Below are 22757 nucleotides of genomic sequence, written 5' to 3' on the forward strand. Positions count from 1 at the left end.
TTCATCGCCTAGGCATGGGGCTGACCCGCGACGGACGTCGCGGGCACCGGGTGTTGATGTGTTGATGGAGGGACGATGACACTGCGAATCGGCCTCGGACTGCCGCAGTCGGGGCAGTACGACCTCAGCAGCGATGTGGCGACGGTCGCCCAGGCGGCGGAGGAGAACGGCTACGACAGCGTCTGGGTGCTGGAACGGCTCATGCGCCCCGAACAACCCGTGGACGACATGTATCTGATCCCCGGGATGCCCTGGGCGGAGTCCTTCCGCTCGATCGCCGACCCCCTGATCACCCTCGCCCTGGCGGCGCCCGTCACACAGCGGGTGCGGCTCGGCACGGCGGTGCTGGTCGGGTCACTGCACCAGCCGTTCCTGCTGGCCCGCAGGCTCGGCACCCTGGACGCGGCGAGCGGCGGCAGGCTCGTCGCGGGCTTCGGCACCGGCTGGTCACGGGACGAGTTCGCCGCGGCCGACGCGGACCACGCCAAGCGCGGCGCGGCCCTCGACGAACTGCTGGACGTGTGCCACGCGGTGTGGGGCCCGGACCCCGTGCCCGCCTACGAGGGCGCCCGCACCCGCTTCACCGCCTCCGCCGTCGGCCCGAAACCCGCGTCCCGCATCCCCGTCCTGCTGGCGGGCGGCAACGACCGGGCGCTGCGCCGCATCGCGCGCCGCGCGGACGGCTGGCTGCCCTCGTACGTCACCAACGAGCAGGTCGCCTCGACCCGCGCCCGCATCGTGGAACTGGCCGCCGAATACGGCAGGGAGGCCGACGCGTTCACCGTCACCGTGCGGGCCGCCGTGCGGCTCACGGACAAGCCGCTGGGCGGCGACCGCATGACGTGGACGGGCAGCGTCGAGCAGTTGACGGAGGACCTGCTGGGCGCGCGGGACGCCGGGGCCGACGAGGTGATCCTGGACACGCACGTCGACGCCGCCGACGCGCGCGAGGTCGTCGACAAGGCGAAGCTGCTGCGCGAAGCGGCGCGGGACGCGGGCCTGTAGCCCACGTCCCGCCGTCCGCTCGGCGGGTCCGCTTCGGCCGGTGCGCCGGTCGGTCAGTCCTCGGGCAGCTCGACGGGGGCGATCTCGTCGTAGACGTCGCCGGGCCCGGGGTTGGTGGCGTCCGTGGCGCCGCCGAGGTGGTGCATCACGCCCCACACCGCGTTCAGCGCCGTCTGCACCGCGCCCTCGGCCCAGCCCGCCGTCCAGGAGATGTCGTCTCCCGCGAGGAAGAGCCCGCGCTTGTCCTCCGGGAGGCGGTCCTGCACGAAGTGCGTGAACAGGCGCCGCTGATAGCGGTAGTGGCCGGGGAGGTTGGCCTTGAAGGCGCCCATGAAGCAGGGCTCGTTCTCCCAGGAGACCGTGAGCGGGTTGCCGATGATGTGCTTGCGGATGTCGACCTTGGGATAGATCTCGCCGAGCGACTTGAGCATGACCTCCATGCGCTCGTTGGCGTCGAGCGGCAGCCACTTGAGGCTGTCGTCGCACCAGGTGTACGAGAGGCAGATGACGGCGGGCCGGTCCGGCCCGTCGTCCAGCAGGTACGTGCCGCGCGTCATCCGGTCGGTGAGCGTCATGCTCATCACGTCCCGGCCGGTCGGCTGCCCGTTGTCGTCGACTGCCTCGTCCAGCCAGAACGGCCGGTCCACGGGCACGAACAGCTTCGAGGACTCCATGTAGTGGGTGCGCTCGACGGCCGTCCAGTGGTCGATGGGCAGCAGCGCGTCATCGCAGGCGATCTTGCTGAGCAGCATCCAGGACTGCGCGGTGAACACGGCTGCCCGGTAGGTGCGGATGTCGCCCTCCGCGTCCGTGACCGTGATCCTGTTGCCCGCGGTGCGGTGGAGTCGGGTGACGGCGGGACGGGGCGCGCCAGCGCGGTGGAGGGAGGCGAGCGAGGTGCCCTGCGCCCAGTGCGTGATCTTCTCCGGCGCGCGCTCCCACAGGCGCAGCGGAAGCTGCTGGCTGCCGCCGACGATGCCGCGGTGGTCGTCGTCGGCGCCCGTGTAGACGACGCGGAGGATCTCCAGGATGGAGTTCGGGAAGTCCGTGTCCCAGCCGCCGGTGCCGAAGCCCACCTGGCCGAAGATCTCGCGGTCCCGGAAGGAGGCGAAGGAGGGCGCGTCGCAGAGGAAGCCGTAGAAGGTCTGGTTGTCGAGCTTCTCGACGAGCCGCGCCCATATCTCGCGGATACGGGGCACGTCGCGCTCCCGGATCGCGCGCTGCATGGCGGAGAAGTCGGCGCCGTCCTCCAGGCAGGCGTTCCACGCGTCCATCACCCGGTGGTAAACGGGCGGCAGATCGTCCAGGGTGCGCGCGTAGTGGGACTCGCCCTTCAGGTCCACGACCGTGGAAGGGGTGTCGGGCGCCAGGGGGTTGGGGAAGGGGCGCGTGGTGAGCCCGGTCATGTCGACGTAGTGCTGGAACGCCGTCGAGGACGGCGGGAAGCGCATGGCGCCCATCTCCGCGGTCAGCTCGTCGCCGCCCTGGCCGCCGACGCCCGCGAAGCGGGCGGTGCGCAGCCGTCCGCCGATCTGGTCGGCCTCGTAGACGACGGGCTTGAGGCCCATCTTCATCAGCTCGTACGCGGCGACGATGCCGGAGAGGCCGCCGCCGATCACGGCGACCTCCGTGCCGTGCTCGGTCGCGGGCACGGAGCCGAGCCCGGCGGGGTGGGCGAGGTAGTCGTCGTAGGCGAACGGGAAGTCCGGGCCGAACATGGTGACGGGCGGCACGGCCTGGGCCTCGGCGTGCTGCTCGTCGTGGACGGCGGTGGGCACCGTGGACGTCATCGGGCGCGGTTCTCCTCTTGTTGCTTCGTGCTGCGGTACAGGGTGGGTGGGCGCGCGTGAGTGGGGTGCGCGGCAGTACGGGCATGCGTCGGGCATGCGTCGGCCCGTGCGTCAGACGTGGGCGTCAGACATGGGCGCGGTACAGCTCGGGGCGCCGGTCGGTGAGGTACGGGCTCTGGGCGCGGAACGCGGGCAGCTCGGCCGGGTCCGCCTCGCCGACGAGCAGCGCCTCGCCGCTCCCGGCCCGTACCCGCGCCGTCCCGTCGGGCGCGGCCAGCGCGCTGAGCCCGGCGAAGTCGAACTCGCCCTCGGCGCCCGTGCGGTTGGCGTACACGATGAAGAGCTGGCTCTCCCACGCCCTGACCGGCACCAGAGTGGAGGCGACGAACTCGTAGGGCCGCATCAGCGCCGTCGGCACCAGCAGCACCTCGGTGCCCGCGAGCGCGTGGGCGCGCACGGCCTCGGGGAACTCCACGTCGTAGCAGACGAGCAGGCCGAGCTTGACGCCGTCCAGCTCGGCCTGGACGACGAGCTGGTCGCCAGGGGTGAACGAGGCCGTCTCGAAGCCGCCGTAGAGGTGGGTCTTGCGGTAGTCGGCCAGCCGGGTGCCGTCGGGGCCGACCAACTGGACGGAGTTGTACACCCGGCTCCCGGCGCGCTCCGGGTAGCCGTAGACGAGGGCGATCCCGTGCCGGGCCGCCGTGCGGGCGACCGCGTGGGCGCTCTCGCCGTCGGCGGGCTCCGCCAGATCGGCGACGCGGTCGCCGAGCGCGTAGCCGGTCAGCGACAGCTCCGGCGTGACGAGCAGCCTGGCGCCCTGGGCCGCGGCCCGGCGCGCGGCGTCGTCGAGCGCGGCGAGGCCATGGGCGGAGGTGCTGGTGTCCGTGGCGGGAGGTGGACCTTGGTACAGCGCGATGCGCAGCGGCGGCATGGGACCTCGGGCAGGGGTGGGTACGGACGCGCACAGGGGCGCCCGGACGTGCGGTGGGATACGTCGACGGTACGGTCGGCGCTCAACGTGGGACAAGGCGCATCCATTGCGCATTCCCCGCGTTTTCATTGCGCGTCAGGGCGGGGAAACGGCGATTCGTTGCGCCTGGCAACACCATCGCGACCACACACCCGGTGCGGTGCGCTGGGCCCGGTGGCCGCCACGGTACGGCTCGGAGGGCTCAGGCAGATGGAGGCGGGCCCGCCGAGTAGCGGCGCAGCAGCGGAGAGAGGACGAGGACCGACTTTGTGCGCTCGACGAAGGGTTCGCCCGCGATGCGTTCCAGGACGCGCTCGAAGTGGCGCATGTCGGACGCGAAGATCTGGACGATGGCGTCCGCCTCGCCGGTCACCGTGGACGCTGAGGCCACCTCGGGGTAGCGGGAGAGGCCGCGGTGTATGGCCTCGGGCGAGGTGTTGGAGCGGCAGTACATCTCGATGAACCCCTCGGTCTCCCAGCCCAGCGCGGCGGGGTCGACGCGGACGGTGAACCCGGTGATGGCACCCTGGGCGCGCAGCCGGTCCACGCGGCGCTTGACGGCGGGGGCCGAGAGGCCGACCTCGGTCCCGATGTCGGCGTAGGAACGGCGGGCGTCCTCGGCGAGGGCGTGGACGATGCGTTCGTCGAGATCGTTCAGTGGCACAGCAGCAGTAGAACACGGTCCGCCGGGACCCCTAAATCAGCCATAACTGCGGCTTAAGCGCTTCGGGCCCCCTGTCCAGGGGACCGTTGAGGCATCTACCTTCGGGCCCTGATCGCTTCCCTGGTCACTTCGCGAGCCGTCCGCCGGAGGAACCCGATGCCGCTCCCCTCGCGCCAGCGCCTCCGCTCCCTCATGCGGGAGCGGGAAGGCGAGCGGGACCGTGGCCGTACGGGCCTGGCGGTCCTCGTCGTCCTCCTCGCCGTCGCCGTGCTCGTGCTGGCCGCGCCGACGACGGCGACGGGCGGCGACACCAAGGAGAAGGAGCCGATACCGCAGGGGCAGGCCGTCTCGGGTGAGCGGAGGGTCGCCGTGGTGATGGTGAACTTCCGCGACAGCCGCCTCCAGGACACGGCCACGCTGGAGGAAACCCTCACGGACACCTATTTCGGCGCCACCCGCTCCCTCGACTCCTACTACCGCGCCGTCTCGCGCGGCGCGGCCCGCTTCGTCCCCTCCGGCGACGGCACTCCCGTCATCGGCCCGCTGGACCTGCCCATGAGGGCCGCGGGCTGCGACGACGGCCGGATGGCCGAGGAGACGGAGCGGCAGCTCGACGCACGCGGCGTCACCGCGGACGCGTACGACCACCTGTCGATCGTGTTCCCCGCGCGGGACGCGGACTGCGGCTGGTCGGGGCTCGCGAGCGTCCAGGGTCCGACGAGCTGGATGCCGGACGACCTCTCGTACGACTCCCTCGTCCACGAGATCGGCCACAACCTCGGCCTCGGCCACCATATGCGCCTCGACTGCCCCGGCGGCGCGCTGGACGACTGCACGGAGACGGACGGCACCAGCCACAAGACGCCGATGGGCGGCGGGGGCGCGGCGGCGGGGCTGACCGCGCCCGAGATGGCGCACGTCGGCTGGCTCGGCGCGGAGTCCCTGCGGGTGGCGGAGTCCGGTACGTACGGGCTGCGGCCACTGCACGGCCCCGGCCCCGGCCCCGCGAAGGGGGTGCGGGCCCTGGAGGTGCCGATCGACGGCGGCGACCGGCTCCTCCTGGAGCTGCGGCGCGCGTCGGGCACGCTCGACACGGAGGTGGACGGCGTCTTCGCGTACCGCGTGCGCGGCGGCGACTACGCCGAGTCCGAGCTGGTCAACACCGGCCCGAGCGAGGCCGACCCGGCGAAGGTGGGCGCGCTGACGTCCGGCGACACGCTCGTGTCGGGGGCGACGACGGTGACCGTGGGCGCGGTGCGGGAGGGGGCGGCGACGCTACGGGTCACGCTCGACGGCGAGGAGCACGCGCCCGCGCAGCCGACGCCCCGTACGCGGCAGGGTGCCGATGACCACAAGAGCGAGCAGCGCGACGAAGAAGGGCTCGCCGAGACGGGGACGGGCGCGGGCGCTGAAAACTTCGTGCCCTGGGTCGTGGCGGCCGTGCTCCTCCTCGCGACCGGCGCCGCAGCCCTCACGCGGAGCGGGACGCACCCCGCGAAGGGACGGCGCGGGCCCAGCAGCCGTCGTCGGTGAGGTAGGCGTCCAGAGTGAGAGAGGCCGCCGCGAGTGCGGCCTCGAAGTCGGGCCGTGACAGGAAGTACGAGTAGAAGGTCTGGCTCCACTCCGCGTCCTCGAAGGCGTACTCGAAGCGGATCCGCGCCACCCCCTCCCCCACGGGCTCCCTGCTCACGGAGCGGATCGTCATGCCGCCCCGGTGCCACTCCTGCCCCGGCACGAAGTCCTCGTGCAGCCCGTCCTGCTCCCGCTGGACGATCACGCACCCGTCGTCGGCGACATGGCGCGCGCACGTGCGCAGGATGCCCGCGCGCTGGGCCGGGTCGGCGGTGTTGACCAGGAACGAGGTCAGGGTCACCACGTCGAAGCGCTCGTCGAGCCGCAGGTCCTCGATGGCGCCGCACACCGTCCGCAGGGCCGAGCCATCAGGAGCCAGCTCGGCCGCCTTCGCGAGCATCGCCGCCGACTCGTCCACGGCGGTGACATGGAAGCCGCGTGCCAGCAGGGGCCGCGTCATGCGGCCCGCGCCCGCGCCGAGTTCGAGGAGGGTCGTGCTGCCGGGCGGGACGGCGGCGGCGATGACGTCGGTCTCGCCGTTCTCGGGAAGGCGGGCGTACATCTCGACGGAGCACCCGTCAGGGGTGATCTCGCCGGGGCCCGTGCCGCTGTGGTCGTATCGTGTGTAGGTCCTCATGCGGCACATGGCAGCACGGGGCTGCCGGCGTCCGGTACGGATTCGGTTCAGGCCGAATCCGTACCCGCACCCGTGCCCCTACCGGACGGCGGAGGTCACCAGCTCGCGTGCAGCGGCTTGCCCTCCGCGTAGCCCGACGCGCTCTGGATGCCGATGATCGCCTTCTGCGCGAACTCCTCCAGCGATGCCGCACCCGCGTAGGTGCAGGAGGAGCGGACGCCCGCGATGATGCCGTCGATCAGGTCCTCGACGCCGGGGCGCGCCGGGTCGATGAACATCCGCGAGGTGGAGATGCCCTCCTCGAAGAGCGCCTTGCGGGCGCGGTCGTAGGCGGACTCCTCGCTCGTCCTGTTACGCACGGCGCGGGCGGAGGCCATGCCGAAGGACTCCTTGTAGTACCGCCCGTCGGCGGACTGCTGGAGATCGCCCGGCGACTCGTACGTACCGGCGAACCATGAGCCGATCATGACGTTCGACGCACCGGCGGCCAGGGCCATGGCCACATCGCGCGGATGGCGCACGCCGCCGTCGGCCCAGACGTGCTTGCCGTACTTCCTGGCCTCGGCCGCGCACTCCAGGACGGCGGAGAACTGCGGGCGCCCCACGCCCGTCATCATGCGGGTGGTGCACATGGCGCCGGGCCCGACGCCGACTTTGATGATGTCGGCGCCCGCCTCGATGAGATCGCGCACGCCCTCGGCCGAGACGATGTTGCCCGCGACGACCGGGACCTGCGGATCGACGGAGCGCACGGCGCGCAGCGCCTCGATCATGCGCTCCTGGTGGCCGTGCGCGGTGTCCACGACGAGGGTGTCCACGCCCGCGGCGAGGAGGGCCTTGGCCTTGCCCGCGACATCGCCGTTGATGCCGACGGCCGCGGCGACGCGCAGCTTGCCCTCCGCGTCCGTCGCCGGGGTGTAGAGGGTGGCGCGCAGTGCGCCCTTGCGGGTGAGGATGCCGACGAGCTTTCCGTCCGCGTCCACGGCGGGGGCGAGCTTGCGGTGGGCCGCGTCGAGCCGGTTGAACGCCTCACGCGGGTCGATGTCCGCGTCCACCACCACGAGATCGCGGGTCATGACCTCGGAGAGCTGCGTGAAGCGGTCCACGCCGGTCAGATCCGACTCGGTCACGATGCCGACGGGCCGCTCGTCCTCGACGACGATGCCCGCGCCATGTGCCCGCTTGGGGAGCAGGGACAGCGCGTCGGCAACGGTCTGGGCGGGGGTGAGGGTGATCGGGGTGTCGAGCACGAGGTGCCGCTGCTTGACCCAGCCGATGACCTCGGTGACGACATCGATGGGGATGTCCTGCGGGATGACGGTGAGCCCGCCGCGCCGGGCGACGGTCTCGGCCATCCGGCGGCCTGCGATGGCCGTCATGTTGGCCACCACGAGGGGGATGGTGGTGCCGGTCCCGTCCGGGGCCGACAGATCCACGCCCTGACGGGAGCCGACGGCGGAGCGGCTCGGCACCATGAAGACGTCGTCGTACGTGAGGTCGTAAGGCACCGGGGATGTCTCCGCGTGACCGCCGGTTCCCGGATCGATGAAGCGCATGCCTCCAGCGTACGTGACTGTGTGTAAACACAGGTGGCAGACCGCTCACTCGTGCGATCCGACAAGTCTGGCGCGCGTCACCTCGCGCACGTCACCTGGGCGCGAAGAGGACGCCCAGCTTGTCGATCTCGTCGCCAGCGCGGCCCGTGAACCCCACGATGCGCCACCCCTCGGGCGCGGTGCGGGTGACCGCGTCGGCGGTCGGGGTGCCGGCGGTGAGGGTGCGGCCCTCGTCGGTGCGGAACGCCGCGGAGAAGACACGGGTGCGGCCGTCCTTCTTGCCCCTGGTCAGGGTCACCGAGGTGAGGTCCTCGCCCGGCGCCAGGGTGAGGGAGGCCGGGGTGCCGCCCGTGCCGCCGTGGGTGAGAGCGCCGTCGTCGGAGGTGAGCGCGACCGCGTCGAGCCGTGCGCCGCCGCGCAGTGTCAGGGTCCGGGGAGAGGGCCGGGCCGCCAGTTCACCGGCGTCGTTGAACGCGGTGCCGTGCGGCCCTCCGAACTGGTCGCTGGCGCGGAGCGTGTCGGCCGCCCGCCAGTGGAGGCCGACGGTGTGCGGGTAGTGGTCGGAGAGCGGTTCGCCCGCGCCGTCGAGGAAGTCCGTGTGCGCGTTGTGGTAGCCGGTCGCGGTGAGCCGCACGAGCGGTCCGCTCCGGTAGAGGACCTTGTCGACGACCTCGCAGGTGTCGGTGACGTGCGCCGGGTCGCACAGCAGCGCGTCGGATCCGGCGGGCGGCGCGGAGCCGCCGCGTACCAGCTCGACCCAGGCATCGGTGAGGCCGTTCCTGGCCGCGAAGTCCCTGATGTTGTCGCCCTCGCGCGTGTACCGGGTGTTGGTGTCGCCCATCACGACGACCGCGTTGCCGCCGGAGTTCTCCGCGATGAACGTGGCGAGCTGGTCCAGGTTGGCGCGTCGGGCCGCGAGGTCCCCGTCCGTCGTGCCCGCGTTGGCGTGCACGTTGTAGACGTCGGCGAAGACGCCCTCGGCGAGCCGCACCCGGGCGAGGGTGAAGCCCTTGGGGGTCAGGCAGTCCGTGCCGTGGCAGCGGTCCCAGTCCACGCGCTGGAAGTCGTCGAAGGGCACGTCGGAGAGGGTGTTGAGGCCGTCGCCGAACCCGGCGATCCCGCTGGTCGGGGTGCGGAAGGGGTGGTCGTCGTCCGCGTAGAGGGCGGCGTGGTAGTTGAAGTCCTCCTGGACGTTGACGAGGTCGTAGGCGCCGAGGCGGGGCGAGATGAGCGGTGTGTTCCTGGCCGGGTGGCTGGAGGAGATGCCTTCCGGGAGCCCGGCGACGTTGTAGGTGAGGGTGGAGAGGTCGCCCTCAGGGGGCGCCGGGTCCGGGACCGCCGCCGCGGCCGGGCATGCCGCGAGGGTGACGGCGAGGGCGAGCGCGGCGGCCGTCGCGAGGGGGAGCGGAACGCGTCGCACGGGGCGGGGTCCTTTCGCCGGGGGCCTTCCGCGGCCCGTGGGAGACCGACGGGAGCAACGCGTCGTGAACATGCCACACCGCGCGCACTCACCGTACGGCCGGCGCCCCCTCCTGACACGTCCGTACCGCGCCAACTCACCGCCCCCAGCACCGCCGAGCGGTGAAATCCGGACATGAGACGGACAGGCCCTTGAAGACACGACAACCCCCCTAGGCATCTTGGTCCAGTCCGGGTAACTTGCGGCCTCCGTCACTGAATGTGGCGAGTGGGTAGCGGTGGATGAGGACCAGGGGGCGTGCCGTGCGGGAGTTCAGTGTGCCGCCGATGGTGGAGCCCCTGCGGTCCGGCGGGCTGGCCGACACCGTCTTCGAGACGGCCGCGCGCGAACCCGGGCTGCTCCAGGTGGCCCGCCGCGACCCGTCCGACGGGGGACAGTGGCGCGAGGTGACCGCGTCGGCCTTCCGCGACGAGGTGTTCGCGCTGGCCAAGGGGCTGCTGGCCGAGGGTGTGCGGTTCGGTGACCCCGTCGCCGTGATGGCCCGTACGTGCTACGAGTGGACGCTCTTCAGCTTCGCGCTGTGGACCGTCGGCGCCCTGGTCGTGCCCGTCCACCCGACGTCCTCCGCCGAGCAACTGCGGTGGGTGCTGTCCACCTCGGGGGCCCGCGCCATCGTCGTCGAGCACGAGGACCACGCCATGACGCTGGGCGCCGCCTGCGGCGGACTGCCGGAGCTGCAACGGGTGTGGCAGCTCGACGCGGGCTGCGTGAAGGCGCTCAGCGACGCGGGCACCGTCGTCAGCGACGAGCAGGTGCACCGGCACCGCTGGGCGGTCACCCCGCGCACGACGGCCGCCGTCGTCTACACCTCGGGCACCACGGGCCCGCCGCGCGGCTGCGTCATCACCCACTCCAGTCTCGCCTTCGAGTGCGACAACCTCCTCGCGGGCTGGCGCGGCCTGATGGCCGGGCGCGACGAGCAGCCCTCCGTCCTCGTGTTCCTGCCGCTGTGCCACATCTACGGGCTCATGGTGACCGTCATGTGTCTGCGCGGCGGCATCCTGATGGGGCATCAGCCGGAGCTGGGCGCCGCCGAACTGCTGCCCGCGCTCCAGTCGTTCAGGCCGTCGTGCGTGTTCGCCGTCCCGTACGTCTTCGAGAAGCTCTTCGAGCGGGCCCGGCGCGCCGCGGACGAGACGGGCAGGGGACGGCTCTTCGAGCAGGCCGCCGGGACCGCGGCGCGCTACGCCGAGGCCGTGGAGCGGCAGACGCTGGAGGAGGGCCCCGGCCCTGGGGCCGCGCTGCGCGCCCGGCACGCGTTCTACGACCGGCTGGTGTACCGGCGGCTGCGGGAGGTGCTGGGCGGCCGTACCCGCAACGTCGTCTCGGGCGGGTCCACGCTCAGCCGCGAACTCGGCCTCACCTTCGCGGGCGCCGGGATCACCGTCTACGACGGGTACGGGCTCACCGAGACCACGGCAGCCGTCACCGCCCAGCCGCCCGGGCGGCCCCGCTTCGGCACCGTGGGCCGCCCCATGCCGGGTGCCTCGGTGCACATCGCACGGGACGGCGAGGTGTGGGTGCGCGGGGAGATGCTGTTCTCCGGGTACGTGGGCGACCCGGCGGCCACGGACGCGGTACTGCGCGACGGGTGGCTGGCGACGGGGGACGTGGGGCACCTGGAGGACGACGGCTATCTGGTCATCACCGGGCGCAAGAAGGACATCATCGTGACCAGCGGCGGCAAGAGCGTCTCGCCCCTCGTCCTGGAGGAGCGGCTGCGCGCGCACGCCCTCGTCTCGCAGGCGCTCGTGGTGGGCGACGACCGCCCGTACGTCGCCGCGCTGCTCACCCTCGACCCGGAGGCGCTGGAGCACTGGAAGCGCCACCGCGCCCACGGCGAGGCGCGTGGCCACTCGCTCGACGACGAACTGGACCACGAGATCGGCAGGGCCGTGGCGGCGGCCAACAGCGTCGTCTCCCGCGCCGAGTCGATCCGCACCTACCGGGTGCTGTCCGAGGAGTTCAGCGTGGACTCCGGGCTGATGACGCCGTCGCTGAAGCTGCGGCGCAGTGCGATCACGCGGATGTACGCGGCCGAGATCGAGCAGCTCTACGCACGCTGACGGTCCCGTACCGCCCGCGGGCGGCGAGGCGGCAATGTAGCAGCGATCCGCGGGTTCGAAGCGGTCTTTGTCAGGTGACGAAGAAGCGCCGCCTCCTCCCCCTCCCCCGGGCTTAGCGTCCCAGAGCACTCGAAGGACGTACGGGACGCACGCCTCGGCTGCCGGGTGCGGAGAGGAGGGCGGCTCATGCGGTACGTCATCGGCGGGCCCCTCACGAGATGCCTCGCGTCCGGCCGGGCCGTCGGCACGGCGCTGGTCGTCGTCGCCCTGGTGGCGACGCTCACGGCGCTGCTGCTGCCCCTCCAGACCTTCGACGGCAACCGTTCCGTCACCGCGGCCCGGCAGGGCTGGGACGACGACGGCGGCGGCACCGTCAGCACGCCCTACGGTCCGCTCACGGCGCTGGACCGGGACTTCGTGCGCAAGGTGCGGCTCGCCGGACTCTGGGAGCTGCCCTCGGGGCGCGAGGCCCAGGAGCGCGGCGAACGCGAGTCCGTGCAGACCGCGGGCGACCACCTCGTCGAGGGGCACAGCGAACTCGACCGGCGGTCCGTCGACGCGGGCAGGGCACTGGGCATCAGCCTGCCCAACCAGCCCACCGCGCAGCAGCGCGGCTGGCTCGCCCAGATGAACGCGGCCCAGGGCGACGCGTACGACCGGACCTTCGTCAACCTGCTGCGCCGCGCGCACGGCAAGGTCTTCGGCCTCGTCGGGATCGTGCGGCACGAGACCCGCAACTCGATGGTGCGGGCCCTCGCCACCAGGGCGAACGCCGTCGTCCTCGACCACATCACGGTCCTGGAGGACACGGGGCTCGTGGACTTCGACGCGCTGAACTGACAGCGCGCTGTACCGAAGCTGAACCGAAGTGGAGTGAACGCCACATGAGACAGCACCCCCACAAACGCTCGCGGACGGCGAGCAAGGCCGTCGCCATCGCCTCGGCACTGGCGCTGGGCGGCGGCGGGATCGCGGTCGTCGCCGCGAACGCCTCGGCCGGACCCGGCACCCCGGCCGACAGGGACGCCGAGCCCGCCGCCCGTACGCTCACCGTCGACTGCCCGGACGTCGGGCTCGCGCTGGACAAGGTGCCGCGCGGCGCGCGGGTCGATGTCGCCAAGGGCCTCGCGAGACTGGACGCGCAGGTCGCGGAGGCGTACGGCAAGCTCGAAGGGCAGGGCGCCGCGAAGGCGTCGGACAACGGGCCCGTCCTGGACAGGCTGCGCGCCCAGCGCACCAGGACCATCGCCGCCATCGCGGACGCGATAGCGGAACGGGGTGCCGCGCGGCCCGGCGCGCTGGAGCGGATGCGCTCGTGCGACGTGAAGGAGGACAGGGAGGCGGGGCGCGGCGACGGCCAGGGTGGCGGGGGCCAGGGGCAGCAGGGCGGGCCCGTCGCCGGGGACTTCGTCGACATCACCACCGTCGAGCCGAACGTGCCGGCGCCCGAGGAGGGCGAGAACGCGTCCACGGGCACCTTCACCACGGAGTGCGGCACGAACGAGGAGGGCCACTTCAACTCCGACAACGTCATCGCCGCGCCAGGCGTCAGCAACGGCGCCCACCACGTGCACGACTACGTGGGCAACGTGTCGACGGACGCCTTCTCCACCGACGAGAGCCTCGCCGCCGCGGACACCACCTGCGACAACGAGGACCGCTCCACGCACTACTGGCCCGTCCTCCGCGCGCTGGACGGCAAACAGGAGGGCGGCCACCAGCCGGGCGGCGCCCACGACGGCAACATCGGCTCCGTCCTCAGCCCCGCCTCCGTCTCGCTCACCTTCAAGGGAAGCCCCGTGAGCGAGGTGACCGAGATGCCGCGCTTCCTGCGCATCATCACCGGGGACGCGAAGTCGTTCACCAACGGCACGGCCAACGCCAACGCCTCCTGGAGCTGTGAGGGGTTCGAGGACCGGCAGCTCAAGGACAAGTATCCGCTGTGTCCCGAGGGCGCGCAGGTGGTGCGCACGTTCAACTTCCAAAGCTGCTGGGACGGCCAGAACACGGACAGCGGCAACCACCGCGACCACGTGGCCTTCGCGCGAGACGACGGCTCGTGCCCCGACGGCTTCCGCGCCATCCCACAGCTTCAGCAGCGGATCGCGTACGACGTGCCGACGGGCGGGGGCGTTCCGGAGGACACACCGTTCGCCGTGGACAGCTTCCCCGAGCAGTTGCACAAGCCGGTGACGGATCACGGTGACTTCATCAACGTCATGCCCGAGGAGTTGATGTCCAGGGCGGTGACCTGCATCAACTCGAACCGCGACTGCGACTGACCCCCTCCCACCCAACGGGAGCCCGGCACCCCCAACGCCGGGCTCCCGCGCTGTGGGGTTCGCCGGGGGTGTTGCGCGGGACGGTTGGCCTGTGTGGTGGGCACTGTAGGGTCCCGCGCCGATTTTTGTGCCGCGTCACGGGGTGGGGGGCGCTGCGCTGGGCGGTGCGGCGTTTTTCGGGTGCGGGTGGGTGGCTTCGGCGCGGCGTGTGGTGGCGGTGCGGTGCGGCTGGCGCCGCGTGGTTGTTGGCTTGTGCCGGTGGTCGTGTGGGGTTGCTGTGTGGTGGGGGTCGGTGCCGCGCCGGGGTGTCTCCTCGGGCGGCGACAAGTGCGGGTCTCGTCTACGGGTTTCCCCCGGCACTCGTCGCCACCACTTGCGGGGACACCCCACCACGTCCCCTCCCACCCGGTGGCCAACTATCCGCCGGTGCCCCCTCCGCCTGTCCCCACGCTGTACACCGGCGCCGTGCCGGAGGGGCCCAGCGCTGCCACGGGAAGCCGACGGCGACGGCTCGCCATTGTTGTGGGCAATCGTCCCGCTGGCGAGGAGGCACCGCCCAGCGGTAGCTGGGGGAGGGTGGGCACAACCCGTGCCACCGGGCCGCAGCACGCGAACGAACCCCCAGGGGGCAATCGGGTAGGCGCCCCCTGCCAAGGGGGTGTTGCGCGGGACGGTTGGCCCGTGGAGTGGGGACCGTAGGGTCCCGCGCTGGATTTGTGCCGCCGCATGACAAGGAGGTGGGCCACCGGGTGGGAGGTGGTGTCGCAGTCGTAGGGACCGACCCGGACAGTTACGCATGGTCGAAGGGGGCGGGGAAGTGGCCTTCCCAGATCTGGCGGGATGCCTGTTCGGGGTAGGGCAGAGTCTTCGACTCGGCGTCCAGGACGCGGGTGAGGTGCCCGCCGGGGCGGTGGGCGGGCCAGCCCGCGTCGCCGGTGGTGACGAAGCGAACCCATGCCTCCTGGAGTTCGCGGGAGAGCGCGACGGCCTCGGGAGCCGGCTCCTCGCCGATGAGCTGGGTGCCGACGGGGCTGTCCAGCGTGCCGAACGCCAGGGGTACGTCGAGGCTGTGGCAGGCGCCCAGGATGCCGCCGAGGGCCGGGGCCACCCAGCACAGTTCGAACAGGTACGAGGTGCCGCCGGCTGCGGCGTTCGCCTCGGCCAGCTTCTGTGACGGCATGCGGAAGAGGGCGTCGGAGTACACCGTCTCCACCAGTTCCTCCGGGCCTGCCTGCGGGAACGCGGCACGGTAGGCCCGCGCGCCGCCCGGCTGCGGGGCGAGCAGTTCCAGGGCCGCGTGGGCGTCCTCCTCGGTGAAGGTGCCGTACCGTCCGCTCATGACGCTGAAGTACCGGAATTCGTCCCGGGTGTGGCCGACGAGCAGTTCGGTCCCGCTCGCGCGGGCGCCGGTCAGCGCGGGCCAGGGCGTCTCCGGGAGGACGTCGCCGTCGACGACGGGGCACAGCGCGGTGCCGGCCTCGGTGAGGCGTCCCCAGCTCTCCCGGTGCGCGTGGAGGCCGGCGTTGAAGGAGGTGAGCTCGGCGGCCAGGTGCCATGGATCGATGTCGCGCAGGGCCTCGGCGGTGGGGGCCGCCGCGCCGAGCCGGTCCGCGAACGCGGCGGTGACCTGCCGTGCCAGCGCGGGAGTGCTGTGCAGCCCCGGCACCGAATGGGCCATGGCCCGCCGGAACAGGCCGCGCGCGGACTTCATCGTCAGCAGCGCGGCGACCGAGCCAGCCCCGGCGGACACCCCGCCCACGGTGACCCGGCCGGGATCGCCTCCGAAGGCGGCGATGTTGCGCTGCACCCACTCCAGCGCCGCGATCTGGTCGAGGAATCCACGGTTGGGCGGCACGTCGTCGAGAAACGCGAATCCCTCCGCGCCCACACGGCAGTTGATGGTCACCACGACGACTCCCGCCTCGGCCAGCGCTGCCGGGTCGTACATCGGGTCGCTCGACGCCGCCGAGAGGTAGCCGCCCACGGGGATCCACACCAGCACCGGCAGTCCCGCCGCGCCGGGATCCGGAGTGCCGACGTTGAGCGTCAGCCAGTCGCTGCCCTGCGGGGGCACGTCGATCGGCAGGGACAGCGGCACCACGGGGCCGAACTCGACCGCCTGCCTCGTCCCCTCCCAGTGGTGCGGCGGCGCGGGCGCGGCGAAGCGGAGCGCTCCGACCGGGGGCTGGGCGTAGGGGATGCCGCGGAACACCGCGTGCCCCTGCCGCCAGAGCCCCTGCACCACACCTTCCGTGGTCCGTACCTTTGGCTGTTCGGACATGACGCTTCCTTCCCTCAAGTCCCTCGAGTGGACCCCAGGATTACAGGTCAGATGTATTATGTCGACCGTATTGGAACAGTCCTGGAGTACGAGGGAGGGGCTGGCGATGCCGAAACAGGTGGATCACCGCGAACGCCGCGAAGCGATCGCCCGCGCACTGTGGCGGGTGGTGGAGCTGCGCGGCGTCACACAGCTGACGATGCGCGTGGTGGCGCAGGAGGCGGGCATGTCACTCGGGCAGTTGCAGCACTACTTCGCCTCCCGGACCGCCATGCTCTCCTTCGCCATGGATTTCGCGTCCGAGCAGACCTCGGCGCGCGTGAACCAGGGGCTCGAAAAGCTCGGTGACCGTCCGCACCCCCGTGACGTGCTGCGACTGACGCTCGCGGAAATGCTCCCCCTGCATGCCGACGCCCGCGCGACCAGCCGGATGAGCGCCGCCTACGTCCTGGAGGCGCTGCACGACCAGGCCGTGCACGAGCAGGCGCGGCACAGCCTCGCCCAAGGGCGGACCTCCGTCGAGCGGTTGGTCCGCCAGGCGATCGCCGAAGGGCACATCGACTCCGGCCGCGACCCGGCGACCGAGACCAACCTGCTCCTCGCCCTCACCGGCTTCACCTCCCTGATCGAACTCGACGTGATCGAGCCCCCGGACGCGCTCGCCGCGATCGACGTGTATCTGGACCGGCTGTTCAGCGGTACGTGACCTGCCCCGGTTCGACCAGAACAGTGCCGCCAAGCCGCGCCGGTCCTCGGCGAGTTGTGCCCCTCCCCATGCGGAACGCCTGCCCACAACAGTGAGGGCTGGGCCCGTACCGCCAGGTGCGGGCCCACAGCATGGGAACAACCGAAGCGGTCACCGACCTGCTGTTGGCCACCGGGCGGGAGGGGACGTGGTGGGGTGTCCCCGCAAGTGGTGGCGACGAGTGCCGGGGGAAACCCGTAAACGAGACCCGCACTTGTCGCCGCCCGAGGAGACACCCCACCACGGCACCGACCCCCACCACACAGCAACCCCACACGACCACCGGCACAAGCCAAGAACCACGCGGCGCCAACCGCACCGCACCGCAACCACACACCGCTCCGAAGCCACCGGCCAGGCAGCCGAACACGGCGCCAAGCCACACGACGGCACCCCCGTGAAGCCGTACAAAAATCAGCGCGGGACCCTACGGCACCCACCACACAGGCCAACCGTCCCGCGCAACACCCCCGGCGAACGGGGGACGGGGACACCCCGAGACGGCGGACCGCGCAGAGCGATTCGGCTACAGCCCGTTCACTCTGGCCTCCCTCGCCACCCCGAGGGGCCTGATCCCCGCCTCCGCGGTGACCGTCCTCGCGCGTCGCCCGGCGCGCAAGCGCCGCCTCCGTACCTGGGACAGCATCCGACGCCCCCGCAACGTCATCTCCAGCTCGAAGCGCGTTCGCGGATCCCGCAGCGCCGGCCCGAAAAGCTTCTCGATCTGCCGGAGCCTGTAGCGCACCGTCTGCGGGTGCACCTGAAGCGTCTTGGCCGCCTCCGGCGCGCCGCCGCTCTCCAGCCAGGCCAGCAACGTCACCTCCAGGCGCTCGCTCTGACGCGGCGTCAACTCGCTCAGCGGCTCCAGCCACCGCGCGGACAGCGCGCGCGTCAGCGACTCGTCCTGGAGGAGCAGCAGCATGGACAGGTGGTCGTCGACGAAGAGGACCCTGTGCTCCGCCCCCCGTTCCACACCCCGCTCAGCCCCGACGTCCGTCGGCGCGATCTCCAGAAGGCGCCGCGCCCAGCGCACGGAGGAGGCCGCGTCACCGAGCGGCACGATGTGCCCGACCGCCGCCGTGCGCCCGCGCAGCAGGTTCTCCAGCGTGCCGACGGCGTCCTCGTGCGGGTCGGGTACGAGCAGGCACAGTTCGCCGTCGACGGGGCTGACCAGCGCGTTGCCGAGCGCCGCCGCGAGTTGGGGGGCCTCGCAGGGCGAGGTCAGCGCGATGGCGCGGACCGTGTCGGGCAGGGGCCATCTGGCGGAACGGGACAGCTCGGTCAGCGGGATCTCGGCGCTGTCGTACTCCCGTGCCTCGCCGACGAGGGTGGCGAAGAGGTGGCGGCGGGCCCGGTCGATGGGCACTGCGGGGGCGACGGGGCCCGAGGGTACGGCCGCCGCCTCGGCGGCCATGTCTCTGATCTCCTGGTGCTGATAGCCGAGAGCCGTCAGCAGTGCCTGTTCCACCGCCCACTGGGCGTCTTCGCGCTCGATTTCCCGCAGAAGCGCCGACATCGCCGGAATGCTGTGCTGGAGCGCCTCCACCACCTGGTCCGCGATGGTGGGGAGTTCCTTTCTGAGAACCCGCGTCCACTCACCTCGTGGTCGTGACCAGATGCGGTTGAGAAGATCGCACATCTCTACCTCGTTCCTGCCGGGTTGGGCCTGTCCGGCGCGGGACGGTCAGGCCCGCGGAGGTTGTCTCCGACGCCGGTTTCCCGCCCCGGCGAAGGAGTAGTGAGGGTCCCCCTGCTTCCCCTGGTTGGGCATCATCGGCAGCCGCACTGGGCGACGGCGATCCCAGTGCAGGAATTTGTCACAGGACGATAAATCCTGTGAAGGTCCTATGCGCTTCCGAGATGCTTCTGCCTCCCGGCCGCCGCATTCTGGCCGCGCGAAGTGGAGCGCGTAGAGAGCACAGCACCGGTCGTCACCGGTCGTTCCAGAGGCACGGCTTCGCCGTTTCCGTCAGAGCCGTCGGATCCGTCAGAAGCGTCGGATCAGCCAGATCCGTCAGATGCGCGGCCGTGGCCCAGGCAGAGATGTCGACACCGCGCGATCGGAAGACCCGATGCCCTCAGAGCACGTCCACACCCCCCGCTCACACTGCCCCCCGTCCCCGCCAGGTGCCGCGCCGGGCAGGAGAGCGAGGCCCTCCGTACCGCCCGTACCGCCCGTACCGCTCCCCGCCTCGCGCCACGCCGCGTTCGCGACGGCCACCGCGCTGGCCCTGTTCTTCGCGGTCAGCGGCGGCTCGTTCGGCAGAGCCTGGGCGTTCCTCGACTTCGGCGCCGGCGTCCTCGCCCTCGTCTCGCTGTCGGTGACGGTGCTGTGGGGGCTGGCGGCGACGGACCGTACGCTGCTGGGCCCCGGGCACCGGCTGGTGGCGCAGGCCGTGCACCGGGGCACGGCGGTCGCGGGGCTCGGCTTTCTCGCGCTGCACGTGTGGGTGAAGGTGGCCGAGCGCTCCACGACGGCCGCGGGCGCCGCTGTGCCCTTCGCCGACGCCGCGCAGCCGCTGCTCGTCGGGCTCGGGACGCTGGCCGGGTATCTGTTCCTGGCCGTGGCCGTCACGGGCGCGGTGCGGGGTGTCTTCGCCCGCAGCGGGCGTTCGCGCTGGTGGCGCGCGCTGCACATGTGCGCCTACGTGGCCTGGGGCATGGCCCTGGTGCACGGCCTGCGTGGGGGCCGGGCCGCGAGCCCCTGGGTGACGGTCTCCTACGCGCTGTGCCTGGCCGCGGTGACCGCCGTTCTCGCGATGCGGCTGGCTCCGGGGCGCAACGTGCCCCCGTCGGGCCGCGGAAAGGACCCGCGGTGACCTCTGTCGTTCCGCTCCGCACAACCGCCACCGCCGCCGCCACCGCCATGGGCGGGCAGCACAGCACGGTGCCTGCCGTCGCCTCCTTCGGCCCGCCACGGCTGCTGGCCGGGCTCGACGCGGCGCGGCGGCTGGACCGGGTGGCCCATCTGACGACGCACGGCTCGCTGCCCGGCCTGCGCCCCGAGGAACTGGTGGACCTCGCCGAGAACATCGACCTGCGGGGGCGCGGGGGCGCCGGGTTCCCCTTCGCCAGGAAGCTGCGCGCCGTCATCGAGTCGGCCTGCCGCCGCCAGGAGGCGCGTACGGCCGTGGTGGTCAACGGCAGCGAGGGCGAGCCCAGTTGCCTCAAGGACACCGCCCTGCTGCTGTTCGCCCCGCACCTGGTGCTCGACGGGGCGCTGCTCGCGGCACGGGCGCTGGGCGCCGAGGAGGTGCGCGTCGGAGTGACTCGCGCCGACGTGGAGCGCTCGGTGCGCGAGGCCGTCGCCGAACGCGAGCCCTCGGACCGGGGGCCGGGCTCCGGCGGGCCCCGGTTGCGGGTGACGAGGCTGCCGGAGCGCTTCGTGACCGGCGAGTCCACGGCGCTCGTGAACGGCCTCAACCAGGTGCCGCCGCTTCCCTCCGGCGCGGGTGTCCGCTCCAGCGAGAGCGGCCTCGGCGGGCTGCCCACGCTGCTGTCCAACACGGAGACGTTCGCGCAGCTCGCCGTCGCGGCCAGGCTTGGCGCCCTGGAGTACCGCACGGCGGGGCTGCCGACGGAACCGGGCACGGTGCTGCTGACCGTCGGCGCCGCGCGGGTCGTGGAGACCCCGACCGGTGTGCCGCTGCCGTACGTGCTGGGCCTGTGCGGGCTCCAGCCGGGCCAGGGGGTGCTGATCGGCGGCTACCACGGCCGCTGGCTCGCTCCGCACGCCGCCTGGTCGGCCCGTATGTCACGGGAGTCCTTGACCTCGCTGGGCTCGACGCTGGGCGCGGGCGCCGTGCTGCCGCTGCCCGAGGAGACCTGCCCCGTGGGCGAGGTGGTGCGGGTCGCGCGCTGGATGGCGCGGGAGTCGGCGGGGCAGTGCGGCCCGTGCGTACTCGGGCTGCCCGCGCTGGCCGACGCGCTGGCCACCGCGTCCGACGGGGGCGGCACGGCCGCGCTCGACACGGTGCGGGCCCGCGCCGCCTCCGTCACCGGGCGCGGCGCCTGCGGGCATCCCGACGGCACGGCGCGGTTCGTGGAGTCGGCGCTGTCGGCGTTCCCCGAGGAGTTCACGCGGCACGCGCTGGGGCGCGGCTGCGGGCGGCCCGTGCTCGGCAGCCTGGCCGTGCCCGTGGAGCGGCCCGCGCTGCCGGGCGATGCGGGGCGCCGTGCGCTCCCGGCAGCGCGCGTGGCACCGGAGGCGCGACGGGAGCGGCTGGTCGTCAACTGGACGCTGTGCCAGGGGCACGGGCTGTGCGCGGGCGTCGTCCCGGACGTGATCCGGCTCGGCGCCGACGGCTATCCGATGAAGGGGTCGGCCGAGGTTCCGGCGCGGCTGCGGAAGCAGGCGCAGCGCGCGGTGCGGCGCTGTCCCGCGCTGGCGTTGCGGGTGGAGGGCTGAGGGGGCGCGGGTGTGCCGGGCTGCCGCTGCCCTCGCGGCCGGGTCCGGCACAGGGGTCCCCACTGAGAGACACGTATCCCGGGTCTGGATATCTCAGCGTTTGGCGGCCTTTGACAATTTTCAGCGGCCCGAATCAGGACTCCACCACACTTCCTAGCCACGCGACCGAAGCGAAGGAGCAGTCATGAGGAGCACGAGGAACACGGGGAGCACGGGCAAGCGGCGTCATGTGGCGCTGGCCTCGGCGGCGGTCGTCGTCGCGCTGATGGCCTCCGCGTGCGGCACGAGCGGCGGCACCGCGCAGGGGAACGGCACGGTCCGGCCCGCGGGCGACAGCTCGGAGGCCGCCGACGGCTACGGAGGCGCGGGCGACGGCTACGGCAGCGGCGCCGACAAGGGCTCCGCGCAGACGGGCAAGGGCGAGGGCAAGGGCAAGCGCGCCGCCGCCAGGACCCTGGCCGTGCGCGACGTCGCCAAGCTGGGAGAGGTGGTCACCGACAGCAAGGGCTGGACGCTCTACCGCTTCGACGAGGACACGGCGAGCCCGCCCAGGTCCAGTTGCGAGGGGACCTGCGCCGAGGCGTGGCCCCCCGTACCCGCGGCGGACGCGACCGCCGCGGACGGCATCGCGCCGGAGCGGCTGGGCAAGGTCGAACGCGCCGACGGCACATGGCAGTTGACGCTGGCGGGCTGGCCCGTCTACCGCTACGCCAAGGACACCGCGCCCGGCGACACCAAGGGTCACGGGGTCGGCGGCACCTGGAACGCGCTGGCACCCGACGGTAAGAAGGCGGGCCGGAGCGCGGCGCAGCTCACGGCCGTCGACAACGCGGACCTCGGCACGATCCTCACCGACGCGAAGGGCAGGACCCTCTACCGCTTCGACAAGGACACCGCCTGGCCGATGAAGTCCAACTGCGAGGGCGCCTGCCTCGACACCTGGAAGCCCGCGAAGCCGGTCTCCAAGGACAAGCTCAGCGGCGTCGCGAAGAAGCTGGTCGGTACGTACAAGCGTGCCGACGGCACCGGGCAACTGGCCGTCGACTGCTGGCCCGTCTACTGGTTCACGGGCGACGAGCAGCCCGGCGACGTCAACGGCCAGAACAAGCAGGGTCTCTGGCACGCCGTCACGGACAAGGGCGGCAAGGCGAAGGGCGAGGTCACCTCCAGCGGCTCCGGGGACACCGGGGGCACCGGGGACTCCAGCGGCACCGGCTCCGGCAGCGGGTACTGACGGACGCCGGACGCGGGGGCCGGGGGCCACGCCTCACCCCCCGCCCCTGCCCCCGCCCCGCCCCTGC

At 72.5% G+C, this 22757-nt stretch carries 17 protein-coding genes; 9 read left to right on the forward strand and 8 right to left on the reverse strand.

The features are described from left to right. Positions 1-75: 75 nt before the first annotated feature. On the forward strand, positions 76-1005 hold the full coding sequence (locus ACWGJ2_RS21985) for a TIGR03619 family F420-dependent LLM class oxidoreductase (RefSeq protein WP_453347853.1): 930 nt from the start codon (positions 76-78) through the stop codon (positions 1003-1005). Between the two features lie 53 nt (positions 1006-1058). On the opposite strand, the gene ACWGJ2_RS21990 is transcribed toward ACWGJ2_RS21985, so the two are convergent. The 3 genes from ACWGJ2_RS21990 to ACWGJ2_RS22000 form a co-directional block, all read right to left on the reverse strand. Next, positions 1059-2795, reverse strand: a complete 1737-nt coding sequence (locus ACWGJ2_RS21990) for a flavin monoamine oxidase family protein (RefSeq protein WP_453347854.1) — start codon at positions 2793-2795, stop codon at positions 1059-1061. Between the two features lie 124 nt (positions 2796-2919). Then, positions 2920-3726 (reverse strand): carbon-nitrogen hydrolase family protein, encoded by an 807-nt coding sequence (locus tag ACWGJ2_RS21995; protein WP_453347855.1) that lies wholly within the window; start codon positions 3724-3726, stop codon positions 2920-2922. A gap of 241 nt (positions 3727-3967) precedes the next feature. Further along, entirely contained in the window at positions 3968-4429 is a 462-nt protein-coding gene (locus ACWGJ2_RS22000; RefSeq protein ID WP_453347856.1) for an Lrp/AsnC family transcriptional regulator, read from the reverse strand. Between the two features lie 156 nt (positions 4430-4585). On the opposite strand from ACWGJ2_RS22000, the gene ACWGJ2_RS22005 reads away from it, so the two are divergent. Further along, complete coding sequence (locus ACWGJ2_RS22005; RefSeq protein ID WP_453347857.1) at positions 4586-5962, forward strand: hypothetical protein; 1377 nt, start codon at positions 4586-4588, stop codon at positions 5960-5962. On the opposite strand, the gene ACWGJ2_RS22010 is transcribed toward ACWGJ2_RS22005, so the two are convergent. From ACWGJ2_RS22010 to ACWGJ2_RS22020, 3 genes are all read right to left on the reverse strand, one after another. After that, complete coding sequence (locus ACWGJ2_RS22010; protein ID WP_453347858.1) at positions 5901-6638, reverse strand: class I SAM-dependent methyltransferase; 738 nt, start codon at positions 6636-6638, stop codon at positions 5901-5903. The genes ACWGJ2_RS22005 and ACWGJ2_RS22010 overlap by 62 nt on opposite strands. A gap of 95 nt (positions 6639-6733) precedes the next feature. Then, on the reverse strand, positions 6734-8194 hold the full coding sequence (locus tag ACWGJ2_RS22015) for a GuaB1 family IMP dehydrogenase-related protein (protein ID WP_453347859.1): 1461 nt from the start codon (positions 8192-8194) through the stop codon (positions 6734-6736). A 91-nt stretch (positions 8195-8285) separates the two neighbouring features. Then, positions 8286-9614, reverse strand: a complete 1329-nt coding sequence (locus ACWGJ2_RS22020) for a jacalin-like lectin (protein WP_453347860.1) — start codon at positions 9612-9614, stop codon at positions 8286-8288. Between the two features lie 302 nt (positions 9615-9916). Between ACWGJ2_RS22020 and ACWGJ2_RS22025 the strand changes: the two genes are divergently transcribed. The 3 genes from ACWGJ2_RS22025 (at position 9917) to ACWGJ2_RS22035 (ending at position 14022) form a co-directional block, all read left to right on the forward strand. Further along, positions 9917-11740 (forward strand): AMP-dependent synthetase/ligase, encoded by a 1824-nt coding sequence (locus ACWGJ2_RS22025; protein WP_453347861.1) that lies wholly within the window; start codon positions 9917-9919, stop codon positions 11738-11740. A 186-nt stretch (positions 11741-11926) separates the two neighbouring features. Next, the gene (locus ACWGJ2_RS22030) at positions 11927-12580 is read left to right on the forward strand and encodes a DUF4142 domain-containing protein (RefSeq protein ID WP_453347862.1); all 654 of its coding nucleotides are present in this window, start codon (positions 11927-11929) and stop codon (positions 12578-12580) included. Positions 12581-12624: 44 nt separating this feature from the next. After that, positions 12625-14022: a DUF1996 domain-containing protein gene (locus tag ACWGJ2_RS22035; protein ID WP_453347863.1), complete on the forward strand. Its 1398-nt coding sequence runs from the start codon at positions 12625-12627 to the stop codon at positions 14020-14022. A gap of 790 nt (positions 14023-14812) precedes the next feature. Here ACWGJ2_RS22035 and ACWGJ2_RS22040 read toward each other — a convergent pair. Next, a complete protein-coding gene (locus ACWGJ2_RS22040; RefSeq protein ID WP_453347864.1) occupies positions 14813-16303 on the reverse strand; it encodes a carboxylesterase/lipase family protein in 1491 nt (496 codons plus the stop codon). Between the two features lie 106 nt (positions 16304-16409). Between ACWGJ2_RS22040 and ACWGJ2_RS22045 the strand changes: the two genes are divergently transcribed. Further along, entirely contained in the window at positions 16410-17009 is a 600-nt protein-coding gene (locus tag ACWGJ2_RS22045) for a TetR/AcrR family transcriptional regulator (RefSeq protein ID WP_453347865.1), read from the forward strand. 565 nt (positions 17010-17574) lie between these two features. Here the strand turns inward: ACWGJ2_RS22045 and ACWGJ2_RS22050 are convergent. Beyond that, a complete protein-coding gene (locus tag ACWGJ2_RS22050; RefSeq protein WP_453347866.1) occupies positions 17575-18687 on the reverse strand; it encodes a PucR family transcriptional regulator in 1113 nt (370 codons plus the stop codon). 433 nt (positions 18688-19120) lie between these two features. Between ACWGJ2_RS22050 and ACWGJ2_RS22055 the strand changes: the two genes are divergently transcribed. From ACWGJ2_RS22055 to ACWGJ2_RS22065, 3 genes are all read left to right on the forward strand, one after another. Further along, a complete protein-coding gene (locus tag ACWGJ2_RS22055; RefSeq protein WP_453347867.1) occupies positions 19121-19867 on the forward strand; it encodes a hypothetical protein in 747 nt (248 codons plus the stop codon). Continuing rightward, entirely contained in the window at positions 19864-21456 is a 1593-nt protein-coding gene (locus tag ACWGJ2_RS22060; protein ID WP_453347868.1) for an NADH-ubiquinone oxidoreductase-F iron-sulfur binding region domain-containing protein, read from the forward strand. The genes ACWGJ2_RS22055 and ACWGJ2_RS22060 overlap by 4 nt, the downstream gene beginning before the upstream one ends. A 184-nt stretch (positions 21457-21640) precedes the next feature. Continuing rightward, positions 21641-22690, forward strand: coding sequence for an SCO0930 family lipoprotein (locus tag ACWGJ2_RS22065; protein WP_453347869.1), 1050 nt, complete (start codon positions 21641-21643; stop codon positions 22688-22690). The last annotated feature ends 67 nt before the right edge of the window (positions 22691-22757 follow it).

Source organism: Streptomyces sp. NPDC054796 (assembly GCF_053611545.1).

Coding starts and splice junctions, on each gene's coding strand:
- ACWGJ2_RS22065 (WP_453347869.1), top strand. CDS start 21,641: ATGAGGAGCACGAGGAACACGGGGAGCACGGGCAAGCGGCGTCATGTG.
- ACWGJ2_RS21990 (WP_453347854.1), bottom strand. CDS start 2,795: ATGACGTCCACGGTGCCCACCGCCGTCCACGACGAGCAGCACGCCGAG.
- ACWGJ2_RS22055 (WP_453347867.1), top strand. CDS start 19,121: ATGCCCTCAGAGCACGTCCACACCCCCCGCTCACACTGCCCCCCGTCC.
- ACWGJ2_RS22035 (WP_453347863.1), top strand. CDS start 12,625: ATGAGACAGCACCCCCACAAACGCTCGCGGACGGCGAGCAAGGCCGTC.
- ACWGJ2_RS22040 (WP_453347864.1), bottom strand. CDS start 16,303: ATGTCCGAACAGCCAAAGGTACGGACCACGGAAGGTGTGGTGCAGGGG.
- ACWGJ2_RS22030 (WP_453347862.1), top strand. CDS start 11,927: ATGCGGTACGTCATCGGCGGGCCCCTCACGAGATGCCTCGCGTCCGGC.
- ACWGJ2_RS22010 (WP_453347858.1), bottom strand. CDS start 6,638: ATGAGGACCTACACACGATACGACCACAGCGGCACGGGCCCCGGCGAG.
- ACWGJ2_RS22005 (WP_453347857.1), top strand. CDS start 4,586: ATGCCGCTCCCCTCGCGCCAGCGCCTCCGCTCCCTCATGCGGGAGCGG.
- ACWGJ2_RS22050 (WP_453347866.1), bottom strand. CDS start 18,687: ATGTGCGATCTTCTCAACCGCATCTGGTCACGACCACGAGGTGAGTGG.
- ACWGJ2_RS22045 (WP_453347865.1), top strand. CDS start 16,410: ATGCCGAAACAGGTGGATCACCGCGAACGCCGCGAAGCGATCGCCCGC.
- ACWGJ2_RS21995 (WP_453347855.1), bottom strand. CDS start 3,726: ATGCCGCCGCTGCGCATCGCGCTGTACCAAGGTCCACCTCCCGCCACG.
- ACWGJ2_RS21985 (WP_453347853.1), top strand. CDS start 76: ATGACACTGCGAATCGGCCTCGGACTGCCGCAGTCGGGGCAGTACGAC.
- ACWGJ2_RS22015 (WP_453347859.1), bottom strand. CDS start 8,194: ATGCGCTTCATCGATCCGGGAACCGGCGGTCACGCGGAGACATCCCCG.